The organism is Natronobiforma cellulositropha (assembly GCF_025629245.1).
GTDB classification, from domain to species: domain Archaea; phylum Halobacteriota; class Halobacteria; order Halobacteriales; family Natrialbaceae; genus Natronobiforma; species Natronobiforma cellulositropha.
Window position 1 is genome coordinate 48,601 of record NZ_JANZXN010000031.1, and the last position, 10,710, is coordinate 59,310.

General features: G+C 68.0%; 12 protein-coding genes. 8 read left to right on the forward strand and 4 right to left on the reverse strand.

The genetic code is table 11. From position 1 onward, the window contains the following. Positions 1 to 92: 92 nt before the first annotated feature. Both N0B15_RS14460 and N0B15_RS14465 read right to left on the reverse strand, forming a co-directional pair. The gene (locus N0B15_RS14460; RefSeq protein WP_263020423.1) at positions 93 to 1,388 is read right to left on the reverse strand and encodes an eIF2B alpha/beta/delta subunit family protein; all 1,296 of its coding nucleotides are present in this window, start codon (positions 1,386 to 1,388) and stop codon (positions 93 to 95) included. Between the two features lie 159 nt (positions 1,389 to 1,547). Continuing rightward, positions 1,548 to 2,027 carry a PKD domain-containing protein gene (locus tag N0B15_RS14465; RefSeq protein ID WP_263020424.1) on the reverse strand — a complete coding sequence of 160 codons (480 nt, stop codon included), beginning with the start codon at positions 2,025 to 2,027 and terminating at the stop codon, positions 1,548 to 1,550. 441 nt (positions 2,028 to 2,468) lie between these two features. Between N0B15_RS14465 and N0B15_RS14470 the strand changes: the two genes are divergently transcribed. Further along, entirely contained in the window at positions 2,469 to 3,239 is a 771-nt protein-coding gene (locus tag N0B15_RS14470; protein WP_263020425.1) for a coenzyme F420-0:L-glutamate ligase, read from the forward strand. Further along, positions 3,236 to 4,234, forward strand: coding sequence for a 5,10-methylenetetrahydromethanopterin reductase (locus N0B15_RS14475; protein ID WP_263020426.1), 999 nt, complete (start codon positions 3,236 to 3,238; stop codon positions 4,232 to 4,234). Before N0B15_RS14470 ends, N0B15_RS14475 begins: the two co-directional genes overlap by 4 nt. Here N0B15_RS14475 and N0B15_RS14480 read toward each other — a convergent pair. Further along, positions 4,221 to 4,421, reverse strand: coding sequence for a DUF8024 family protein (locus tag N0B15_RS14480; RefSeq protein ID WP_263020427.1), 201 nt, complete (start codon positions 4,419 to 4,421; stop codon positions 4,221 to 4,223). The genes N0B15_RS14475 and N0B15_RS14480 overlap by 14 nt on opposite strands. A gap of 89 nt (positions 4,422 to 4,510) precedes the next feature. On the opposite strand from N0B15_RS14480, the gene N0B15_RS14485 reads away from it, so the two are divergent. From N0B15_RS14485 to yciH, 6 genes are all read left to right on the forward strand, one after another. After that, positions 4,511 to 4,882 (forward strand): DUF7573 domain-containing protein, encoded by a 372-nt coding sequence (locus tag N0B15_RS14485; protein ID WP_263020428.1) that lies wholly within the window; start codon positions 4,511 to 4,513, stop codon positions 4,880 to 4,882. A 106-nt stretch (positions 4,883 to 4,988) separates the two neighbouring features. Further along, positions 4,989 to 5,183 carry a cold-shock protein gene (locus N0B15_RS14490; protein ID WP_263020429.1) on the forward strand — a complete coding sequence of 65 codons (195 nt, stop codon included), beginning with the start codon at positions 4,989 to 4,991 and terminating at the stop codon, positions 5,181 to 5,183. Positions 5,184 to 5,420: 237 nt separating this feature from the next. Next, complete coding sequence (locus N0B15_RS14495; RefSeq protein WP_263020430.1) at positions 5,421 to 6,410, forward strand: AAA family ATPase; 990 nt, start codon at positions 5,421 to 5,423, stop codon at positions 6,408 to 6,410. Continuing rightward, positions 6,410 to 7,444, forward strand: coding sequence for a DUF58 domain-containing protein (locus N0B15_RS14500; protein ID WP_263020431.1), 1,035 nt, complete (start codon positions 6,410 to 6,412; stop codon positions 7,442 to 7,444). Before N0B15_RS14495 ends, N0B15_RS14500 begins: the two co-directional genes overlap by 1 nt. Beyond that, complete coding sequence (locus N0B15_RS14505) at positions 7,441 to 9,792, forward strand: transglutaminase TgpA family protein (RefSeq protein ID WP_263020432.1); 2,352 nt, start codon at positions 7,441 to 7,443, stop codon at positions 9,790 to 9,792. Before N0B15_RS14500 ends, N0B15_RS14505 begins: the two co-directional genes overlap by 4 nt. A gap of 129 nt (positions 9,793 to 9,921) precedes the next feature. Continuing rightward, positions 9,922 to 10,215: a stress response translation initiation inhibitor YciH gene (gene yciH, locus N0B15_RS14510; protein WP_263020433.1), complete on the forward strand. Its 294-nt coding sequence runs from the start codon at positions 9,922 to 9,924 to the stop codon at positions 10,213 to 10,215. A 97-nt stretch (positions 10,216 to 10,312) separates the two neighbouring features. On the opposite strand, the gene N0B15_RS14515 is transcribed toward yciH, so the two are convergent. After that, positions 10,313 to 10,678 carry a rhodanese-like domain-containing protein gene (locus tag N0B15_RS14515; RefSeq protein ID WP_263020434.1) on the reverse strand — a complete coding sequence of 122 codons (366 nt, stop codon included), beginning with the start codon at positions 10,676 to 10,678 and terminating at the stop codon, positions 10,313 to 10,315. Between the last annotated feature and the right edge of the window lie 32 nt (positions 10,679 to 10,710).

Here is a 10,710-nt window from a genome sequence, read left to right on the forward strand (position 1 = left end):
AGGGGCTCGGAGGGGGTAACTCTTCGTCACCGCCGCCTGCCAGCGCCTACACGGCGGGGGTGTTTCCGTCTGTCGCTCTCGTCTGCGCCCGCTCACTCCACCGCTTCGCCCCACACCTCCTTCTCGAGCGCGCTCGCCTCCGCGGCGACCTCGCCGATGTCGCCACTCGAGCGTCGCCCGTCTTCGGTCAGGTAGCCCGTCACACAGTCGGCGGGCGTCACGTCGAACGTCGGGTTGATCGCGTCGAGGCGGGCCTCGCCGTCGTAGACCGCTGTGGCCGGCCCCGACTCGAGGGCGACCTCCGCGCTCGTCGCGACCTTCTCACTCGCGCTGGCGACGTAGACCGGCACGCCCTCGTTGCTGGCCGCGAGCGCCGCCGCGCGCGTCCCGGCCTTGTTCACCACGCGCCCGTCCGGGACGAGGGTGTCCGCGCCGACGAGCACGCAGTCGACGTCGCCGCGCGCGAGGACGTGCGCCACGGCCGCGTCGGTGAGCAGCGTCACCGCCGTCTCCTCGGCGAGCGCCTCGGCCGTCTCGACTCCCTCACCGGCGGGCCGCGACTCGGCGACGAACACCCGGTTCGGCCCGCCGCGCTCGAGCGCCGCCCGCACCGTCTCGGACTGTGAGAGCGTCAACACCCGCCCGCTCGCGTACTCGCTCGCGACGCGGGCGGCCCCCTCGTCCGCCGCGTACGCCCGCTCGATGGCCGCGACCGTCGACTCGAGGGCGCTCTCTGCGTCACGGTCGGCCGCCTCGCCGAGCGCTCGCGTCACCCGGTTTCTGAGCACCGCCATGCTCGGGCGTGCCTCGCGAACCCGCCGGGCGAGCGCGAGGAGTTCGTCCCACTCCTCGGCCCCGTCGACTTCGCCCGCCCCCTCGCGCTCGGCGACGAGCAGCGCCGCCCGGTCGCGAAGCACCTCGAGCGCCCGGATCGAGAGGTAGGCCGCGCCGTGGTCGCCGTCGGCGCTGATCGAGCGAACCGTCGGCGCGACCCGCTCGTAACACGTCCAGAGCATCGGCACCGTCTCGCGTTCTGCGAGTATCGCCGTCGGCGACACCCACTCCGCATCGACGTGCTCCTCGCTCAGTTCGACGTCCCTGTACGCACACTCGAAGAGGTACGGGTGGACGCGCCAGGTCCGCTCGAGGTCCTCGTCCTCGACGCGCACCGGTCGCCCGGCGCGGACGAGCGAGACCGCCTCCTCGAGACCGGTCTCCTCTCTGATCTCTCTGCGCACCTGTTCGTCCGGGCCGCCCTCGGCGTAGCCCGAGACGCCGCCCCAGAAACCTGCGTAGCTGCCGACCGCGTCGCTGCGCTCGAGCAGCAGTATCTCGCCGCGGTGTCTGAGAAAGGCGGTCACGACCGGTACTGTCTCGCTATCCTCCATACCGGGACTGACGGCTTCGGAGGAGGAGTCGCTTACGAGGTCACGCTCGGACTCCAGACTGCGAGTGTGGTCTGTGTCGGCACCCCGTCTAGCTTCCTCGGTGAGTCCCGTTTTTCGTCTCAGCCGTCCATAGTACAGCGAGTCGACTCTGTCCTCGAGTTAAATGACGTGAATCGTAACGTCGACTGTGTCGGCCGCTGTGGGGTCCTCTTGGACGGTAATCGCGGTGAACTCTTCTTTCGGCACCTCACCTGTGACACGGAGCGTGACCGTGTACGTTCCCGTTTCCTCGTACGAGATGGTGACCTCGTCGCCAACCGCAAGCCCCACTCCGTCGCCGCTCCACACGTACTCGGTAATCTCTGCACCGTTGACGTCACTCCAGTCCCACTCTGAGTCCGCACCCGAGAGTGTCACTTCCTCGTTTTCCGAGACGACGATTTCGTTCGTTGGACCGGCATCGACCTTCGCCTCAGGGAAGGTGAGTAACTGATCCTCTTCGCTGACCACGAAATCGAACTCCGTGAAAATAGTGCCGCTGCCGGTGTCGACGTCGGCGAACACGGTGTAGAATCCTGGGTTGTCGTAGGACGCTCCAAGGTAGTCGACTGAGTCCTCGAGCGTCTCTACGTAGTCCATGTCGTTGATGCTGCTGCACGGCGAACTCGAGTCGCAGTGATAGACTTCGAAAGAGTGGTCGTCTCCGACGCTCGAGTCGTACTCGACTCGCAGGTTGAGTTCTTCTCCAGGACGAACAAAAGTGTCGTCTGCGAACGCGGTGTCGATATCTTCGTGAGCGACACCAGTCGTCGTTGCACCGAGTAGGCCTGTCGCACCGACCGCGCCGATTCCGAGTCCTTTCAAAACGTTTCGCCGAGTCTGCTCTGAATTGTCTCTCGACATCACCACTGGCTACCACGATGGCTGATATATGTGTTTATCTGATGTATTTGGATATGATACTAACATATTCTCACTTTCAGATCTCGATAATTATTGCCAGTGGCCGTGGAGTACTATCGGTTCGGCCGATCTCTCCGCTGACGGTGGCCTTTTGCCCGCGCTCGCCACACATCGGGTATGCACCTACAGGCGGTACCGGACCTGCCCGAGGTCCGTCCGGGCGACGACCTCGCCGCACTCGTCGCCGAGCGGACCGACCTCGAAGACGGCGACGTGCTCACGATCGCGAGCACGGTCGTCTCGAAAGCCGAGGGACGGATGGCCGATCTCGAGGCGTTCCCGGCGGGGCCCAGAGCCAGCGAGATCGCCACACGGCTCACCGAGCGCACCGGCGAGGAGAAAGACCCCCGCTTCGCCCAGGCGGTGCTCGAGGAGAGCACCGACCTCGTGATGGACGAACCGTTCTTGCTGACGGAGACGCGCTTCGGTCACGTCTGCGTCAACGCGGGCATCGACCGCTCGAACGTTCCCGACCACGACCTGCTCTTGCTCCCCGAGCGCCCGGGTGAGTCGGCCGCCCGGATCCGGGAGGCGCTGCCCGCCGACGTCGCCGTCGTCGTCACCGACACCTGCGGGCGGCCGTTTCGCTACGGCCAGCGCGGCGTCGCCATCGGCTGGGCGGGCATCCCCGCGAGCCGCGACTGGCGGGGCGAACCCGACCGTGACGGCCGCGAACTCGGCGTGACGGTCCAGTCGGTGGTCGACGAACTCGCGAGCGCGGCGAACCTCGTCACCGGCGAGGGGGCTGGCGGGACGCCCGCGGTCGTCGTCCGCGACTGGGAGTTCGGCGACCACGCCGGGAGCGACAACCTGTTTCGCGACCTCGAGAGTGACTTCGTCCGCCAGGCGCTGCGCGAGTGGGAGTGGACCCCGGAGGGGGATCGATGACCTCGCCCGCGTTCACGCGCGCGATCGAACTCACGCCCGAGCACCCGCCCGAGGAGATCGCGGCCCTCGCCGCGCTCGCCGAGTCTGTCGGCTTCGAGGCGGCGTTCACCAGCAGCCACTACTTCAACCGCGATCCGTTCGTGACGCTCGCGTCGATGGCCGCCCGGACCGAGGACCTCGCACTCGGGCCGGGCATCGTCAACCCCTACGACGCACACCCGGTCACGCTCGCCGCGCGGACGGCGACGCTCGCGGAGGTCAGCGACGGCCGCGCGCTGTTCGGGATCGGCGCGGGTGACCGCTCGACGCTGCGCACGCTCGGTATCGAACGCGAGCGGCCGTTGCGTCGGGTGCTCGAGACGGCGGCCGTCGCGCGCGACCTCTGGGCGGGCGAGACGGTCACCCACGAGGGGACGTTCACCGCACGCGATGTCTCGCTCAACCTCGAGCCCTGCGAGGTGCCGGTCTACGTCGGCGCGCAGGGACCCGACATGCTCCGGATGGCCGGAAAACACGCCGACGGGGTGCTGGTGAACGCCTCACACCCGGCCGATCTCGAGTGGGCCAGCGCGCGCGTCGCCGAGGGAGCGGCGGAGCGCGAGGCGGCGCGCGACCCGGTCTCCGTGCTGGCGTGGGCGAGCGTGAGCATCGCCGAGGACGCCGACGCCGCACGCGAGGCCGCCCGGCCGCCGGTGGCGTTCATCACCGGCGACGTCGCGCCGCCGGTGCTCGAGCGCCACGGCATCGACGCCGAGGCGGCGGCGGGGGTGAGCGAGGCGCTCGAGCGCGGTGCGCTCGGCGAGGCGTTCGCGCGGGTGACGCCCGCGATGCTCGACGCGTTCGCGGTCGCGGGGACGCCCGAGACGGTCACCGAGCGCTTCGCGTCGATGCTCGAAACCGTCGACGGCGTCGTCGTCGGCTCGCCGCTGGGGCCGGATCTCGAGACGGGGATCGAACTGGCCGCGTCGGCGCTCGAGCGCGTCAGTCGAAGCTGAACAGCGATCCGGCCGCACCGAGTGTGAGGAGACCGAAGACGCCGACGGAGAAGACGATCAGGAGCGTTCCCATCGCGATCAGTACGGGCGCGAGACCGTCGCCGAGGGCGACGTCCGCGAAGTACTCGTTCATCTCGACGATTTCGTCGAGAATCGTGTTTACTACCAGCACGCTGTCGAGGCTCATGCGGGGGGCTTACAGTCGGTGGTACTTGGCCGTGCCGGTCGACCACGACGGTCACAGCGGTTAAGACCGGGGCGCCCCTCGGTTCGAGCGTGAGCGACGAGGCAACGCTGCGTGACTTTCTCGAGACGGTGGACGAGGCGGGAGCGTCGAGCGAAGCGGGTGAGGAGGGTGGTGACTCGAGTGACGAATCGGTGAGTGAGGAGGGTGATGGGTCGGTGGGCGAGGAGGGTGGTGACTCGAGTGACGGGTCGGTGAGCGAGGAGGGTGATGGGTCGGTGAGCGAGGAGACCACGGTGGGCGAAGCGGTGGCGGGTGAGGGAGTAGCCGACGGCGAGGTGGAACCCGCGCTGGCGACGTACGCGTGGGGACCGTACGAGTGTGATCGCTGTGGCGAGCGCGTCAGCCGGGTGTGGCGTGGGGACGAGGCGCCGTTCGTCTGTGAGTCGTGTAAGCGCTGGTAGTGACGGTGTGACGGCCGAGACTGCTCGTCTCCGGGTGCGCGCCCGCGCCTTCACCTCCGTGGTACCCAATACCTTTATGCTCCAGTCGTGACTCTGTGCACTTGCAATGGCGAAAGGTACGGTCGCGTTCTTCAACGACACTGGCGGTTACGGATTCATCGAGACTGACGACGCGGACGACGACGTCTTCTTCCACATGGAAGACGTCGGTGGTCCCGACCTGGAGGAGGGTCAGGAGGTCGAATTCGAAATTGTCGAAGCGGACAAGGGTCCGCGCGCTACGAACGTCGAGCGCTTGTAGACGCACACGTCGGAGGTATCGTTCTCTGATCGTCACTCCTCGAGCGACCGCTCCGACGTGTGTAGGTGTGGGAACTATAGTGATCTAGACCCTGACTACCTGTATCGACGGCGAAAGCCGGGCGTCGGAACGTCGCCGAATCGATCACTGTCGATTTGATTGACACAAAACATATATCCGTGAGACCCTGACGGCGTAGCAGAGAGCCGCCGTGGGGTCCCCTGGTGAGAGTGACCGATGACTGATGCCGACACCACACACCGATACGAGGATAGCCAGCAGAGCGTCGATCCGCTCTCGGTAGCCGATGCGTCGCAGCTGTGTACCGACATCGCCGAGAACGTCTCGCGCGTGATCGTCGGCCACGACGACGAGATCGAACACGTCGTCACGGCCATCGTCGCCCGCGGCCACGTCCTCTTAGAGGACGTCCCGGGCGTCGGGAAGACGATGCTCGCGCGAGCGATCGCGACGTCGATCGACTGTACGTTCCGTCGCGTCCAGTTCACGCCCGACTTACTCCCCTCCGATATCACCGGCGTGAACGTCTTCAACCAGAAGAACCGCGACTTCGAGTTCCAGCCGGGTCCCGTCTTCGCCAACGTCGTCCTCGGCGACGAGATCAACCGTGCGCCGCCGAAGACTCAGGCTGCGCTGCTCGAGGCGATGGAAGAAGAGCAGGTGACCGTCGACGGAACGACCCGACGGCTCCCCCAGCCGTTCACCGTCGTCGCGACCCAGAACGCGATCGAACCCGACCGGACCTACGACCTCCCGTTCGCCGAGATCGACCGGTTCATGAAGAAACTCACGCTCGGCTATCCCGACGCGGCCGCCGAGTCGGAGATGCTCGCGCGCACCGTCGGCAACCACCCGATCGAGAGCCTCGAACCGGTGGCCGACGTCACCGACATCCGCCGGGCACGCGAGACCGTCGCGGGGGTGACCGTCAGCGAACCGGTTCGCGAGTACGCGACCCGGCTGGCGGCCTACACCCGAAACCACGCCAGACTCGGCGTCAGCCCGCGCGGCACGATCGCACTGGTTCGGGCCGCACAGGCCAGGGCGGTCCTCGAAGGGCGCGAGTACGTCCTCCCGGACGACCTCCAGTACGAAGCGCCACTCGTGTTGAGCCACCGGGTACGGGCGGCCGAGACGAACGCCGACGCCGCGCGCGCCGGGGCGACCGTCGTCGCGAACGCACTCGAGCGGGTTCCGGTCGAGTGATGCACCTCACGCGTCGCGGCTGGGGGGTCGTCGTGGTCGTCGCGTTCTGTATTCTCATGGCCTGGGGGTACGGCGAGCGCTCGCTGAACGCCCTCGTCGCGCCGCTGCTCGTCGGCCTGCTCGCGGCGGCTATCTCGACGTATCGGATCGGCCGGCCGACGGTCGAGCGTCGGGCGGTCGACGAGGGATTCCCCGGTGAGACCCGTCCGGTCGCCGTCGACATCTCGGCCGAGCGGCCGACCGCGGCGACCGTCGCCGACCGGGTCGGTGCGGGACTCGGTACCGAGGGCAACTCCGCCGAGACGACGCTCACGGCCGATACGTGCTATCGCTACGACCTCACGCTCGAGACGCGCGGCGAACACCGCGTCGGCCCGCTCTCGATCACCGTCACCGACGTGCTGGGTCTCGTCTCACGGCGGTTCGAGTACACCCAGACCGTGTCCGTCCTCGTCTACCCTGCCGTCTACGACCTCCGAAGTGCGTCGGGCCAGGACCTCCGGCTGCTCGCCGAAGCCGCCCGTGAGCAGCGCCGAGAGGAGTTCGACTCGCTGCGTGAGTACAACCGCGGCGACTCGCTGCGAGACGTCCACTGGAAGTCGACGGCCAAACGCCCCGAAGGGGACCTCATCGTCAAACGGTTCGCCGCCGACGAGACCGCCGGTGCGGTCGACGTCGTCGCCGAGTCGTCCCCGGAGACAGCCGACGAGATGGCGAGCGCTGCTGCCAGCGTGGTCGCGTTTCTCCTCGAGTTGGACGTCGACGTCGAACTCACGGTCGCCGAGGGGTCCGTCCGAACCGACGGGGGCTTCGACCGGCGCCACCACCTGTATCGGCTCCTCGCACGCACCGCTGGTGGCGCGCTCACCGACGAGCGCCGACGACAGGCGGACGTCGTGATCGTCGCCTCGGACGGCGGCGTGGTCGTTCGCGTCGGTGAGCGTGACCTCCCGTTCGACCACCTCCGTACGACGCTCGAGGGGAGCGACCGGTGGCCCGACTCGGGCGACACCGCCTCGGAGGTGGCCGCGTGAGCACGGCCACCGAGCGTCACCGTCGCTCGCCGACGGCCACGGTCGGTCTCGACGAGGGCGTCTCACCTCGCTCGTTCAGACTTCTCGCCCTCGTCGGTGTCCTCGTCTTGACGGCGTCGTACGTCAGCGTCCTCCAGGGGGTCACCGCGGTTGTCGGGGGTACCCAGCAGCTACTGACGGTCGTGTTCGTGATGGGCGTCGGGGCGACGGTCTTCGCTCGAGCGATCCGACCGCGGACGGCGACGCTCCTCGCGCTCACGGCCGGTGGACTCGGCTTCGCCTACTACCTCACCGTCTCCGGTATCGGCATCGGTGCCGTCTTCTCCGCTACCGACCGCCTCCTCTCGGATACGGTCGCACTCGTCACCGGACTCGAGGTCGTCCGTATGGTCGAAGCCGGCGTCTGGACGCTCGGATTCGCCCCCGGACCGGTGTTTCTCTCCTGGTATCTCGCCCTCCGCCGGCGGTACGTCCTCAGCGTCGCCGTCGGCGGCTTCGCCCTGCTGTTTCTCGTCCTGACGGGCGATGCGACCGGCGTCACACCGCTCGTCGGTACGCTCGGTGCGATCGCTACCGTCGGCTTCGGCGAACTCGAGCGCCGCCGGGGGACGATCGCACAGGCGGACGTCCTCGTCGTGCTCTTCGCGGCGATGGTCGTCCTCTCGCTGTCGATCACGTTCGTCCCCGGCGGGACGGCAGGCCCGACGTTCCTCGTCGAGAGCGACGACGACGGCACGCTCGAAGGCTCCGTAACCGGCTCACAGGAGCGTTCACAGATCACGGGCAGCGTCGACCTCTCCCCGGAGGTACGCTTTACGGTTCGGAGCGAAGAGTCGTCCTACTGGCGGACGGGTGTCTACGACCGGTTCGCCGGCGACGCCTGGATCAGAACCGGACAGGAAGATCCCTACGACGGGCCGATTTCCTCACCACCCGGCCCGACGGACCCGGTCAGGCAGACGGTATTCGTCGAGACCGACACCGGCGTGATGCCGACGGCACCGCACCCGATCACCATCGAGGGTGACGCCACGGCGAACACGCTGGTGACGACCCACGACCAGGTCGTCCCCGACGGGCCGCTGATCGAGGGCGACGTCTACAACGTCGAGAGCGCGTTCGTCAACGCCTCCCCCGACGACCTCCGCGAGGCGGGTACGGACTACCCCGAGGACGTCCGTGAGACGTACCTCCAGACGACCGAGGGTACCTCGAGCGCGTTCGAGGCGGAGACGGCGGCGGTCGTCGCCGACGCGGAGACGCCCTACGAGACGGCCGTCGCGATCGAAACCCACCTCCGCACCTCGAAGTCCTACTCGCTCAACGTCACCAAACCCGACGGCAACGTCGCCGAGGCGTTCCTCCTCGAGATGGACGAGGGCTACTGCGTCTACTTCGCGACGACGATGGTCCAGATGCTGCGCACCGAGGACGTTCCGGCGCGGTACGTCACCGGCTACACGACCGGCCAGCAGGTCGACGACAACGAGTGGGTCGTCCGCGGTCTCGACGCCCACGCCTGGGTCGAGGTCTACTTCCCCGACCACGGCTGGGTCGCCTTCGAACCGACGCCGCCGAGCGAGCGCGACGACGAACACGACCAGCGACTCGAGGACGCCCGCGACGGCGGCGAGTCGAACGTCGACACCGACGCCAGCGAGCCGGTTCCCGTGGGCGACACCCCGCCCGCGGGCGTCACCGACGCCGACGCACCCGACGGGGAGACTACCGGCCCGGACGCGACGAACGAGACGTTCGATCCCACCGACCTGCCCGCAGCACCCGGCTCCTCGGCCGAGAGTCTCGGTTCCGACAACGACTCGGGCGAGACCCCGACGCGGCCCGAGGGTGCGCTCGGTCCCGAGGACTTCGACGACGACCTCCTCGAAGACCCGCCCGAGAACGAGAGCGGCGGTGACGACGACCGAGAGGGCGGGACCGGTGGCATCGCCCTCGAGACGCTGGCGGTCGGACTCGCGCTGGCGGTCGGACTCGCCGCCGGGGCACACCGGAGCGGGGCGACTGCCCGCGTCACGCGCGAGGCACACCTCCACTGGAACGGACGCCAGCGGACGCCCGCCCGCGACGTCGAACGCGCCTACGACAGACTCGAGCTCCTCTTAGCGCGGCGGTACCGCTCGAGAAAGCCGGCCGAGTCGCCGCGTCAGTATCTCGCCGCCCTCTCGAGCCTGCGTTCGCTCGACCCGCGGGTCGAACGCGTCGAACGGCTCTACGAGCGGGCGCGCTACGGCGAGACCGTCAGCCGCGAGGAGGCAGACGAGGCGGTCGCGCTCGTCGACGCGATGGTTCGCGAGCGGCTGCCGCTGGTCGGCCGGTTCTTCCGCTAGCCGTCCGAGCCGCGTTCTCACGGCCCGCTCCGGCGTTCGATTCGCGTCAGTCGCTCGCCGAACAAATCACACGCGAGGCGTATACCTCCCGATAGTGTTTAATACGGGCCTTTCGTACCACCAGGTGTAATGTCGGAAGTCTGCTCGACGTGCGGGCTGCCCCAGGAGCTTTGCGTCTGCGAGGACGTGGCGAAGGGCCAGCAGCAACTCAACATCCGCATTGACGAGCGCAGATACGGTAAAGAGGTAACGATCATCGAAGGATTCGATCCGAAGGACGTCGACCTCGACAGTCTCTCGTCGGATCTCAAGTCGAAGTTCGCCTGCGGTGGCACCGTCGAGGACCGCCACATCGAACTTCAGGGCAACCACACCGGCCGCATCGAGGATTTCCTCCGCGAACGCGGCTTCAACGTCGCCTGACGACGCTTCGATGGTCTGACCTCGTCCCGATTCGTTTTTCTCACACGGCCCGCGGGCGCGAGCGGCCGCTCACGTCAGAAACCGCCCGCGTCCCGTCTCAGAACGGTGCGTTCGCCCCGTCCGCCGCCGACTCAGACTCCGCGGCGACGAGGTCGAACTCCTCGGCCCAGGACTCGAGTCCGCCGACCATGCTCTCGACGGTCGCGTCGGCGCTGCCCTCGTACGAGCCGATGAGCCTGGCCGCCTGGACGCTGGCTTTGCCGTGCGGGCAGACGGTGACGACCCGCTCGGCGCCGTCGAACTCCTCGATTCGTGCGCCGAGTTCGTGGAACGGGACGTTCTCGCTGCCGGGGATGTGTCCTCGCTCGAAACTGTTCGCGTCGCGGATGTCGACGACGCGTACGGCCGCTGCGTTCTCTTCGAGGAGAGCTGCCACGTCGTCGGGGGTAATTTCGCCGTCCATCTTCCCGCGAGTAGGGCGGGCGCTCCGATAAG

Coding starts and splice junctions, on each gene's coding strand:
- N0B15_RS14475 (WP_263020426.1), top strand. CDS start 3,236: ATGACCTCGCCCGCGTTCACGCGCGCGATCGAACTCACGCCCGAGCAC.
- N0B15_RS14500 (WP_263020431.1), top strand. CDS start 6,410: ATGCACCTCACGCGTCGCGGCTGGGGGGTCGTCGTGGTCGTCGCGTTC.
- N0B15_RS14465 (WP_263020424.1), bottom strand. CDS start 2,027: ATGGACTACGTAGAGACGCTCGAGGACTCAGTCGACTACCTTGGAGCG.
- N0B15_RS14490 (WP_263020429.1), top strand. CDS start 4,989: ATGGCGAAAGGTACGGTCGCGTTCTTCAACGACACTGGCGGTTACGGA.
- N0B15_RS14460 (WP_263020423.1), bottom strand. CDS start 1,388: ATGGAGGATAGCGAGACAGTACCGGTCGTGACCGCCTTTCTCAGACAC.
- yciH (WP_263020433.1), top strand. CDS start 9,922: ATGTCGGAAGTCTGCTCGACGTGCGGGCTGCCCCAGGAGCTTTGCGTC.
- N0B15_RS14495 (WP_263020430.1), top strand. CDS start 5,421: ATGACTGATGCCGACACCACACACCGATACGAGGATAGCCAGCAGAGC.
- N0B15_RS14470 (WP_263020425.1), top strand. CDS start 2,469: ATGCACCTACAGGCGGTACCGGACCTGCCCGAGGTCCGTCCGGGCGAC.
- N0B15_RS14515 (WP_263020434.1), bottom strand. CDS start 10,678: ATGGACGGCGAAATTACCCCCGACGACGTGGCAGCTCTCCTCGAAGAG.
- N0B15_RS14480 (WP_263020427.1), bottom strand. CDS start 4,421: ATGAGCCTCGACAGCGTGCTGGTAGTAAACACGATTCTCGACGAAATC.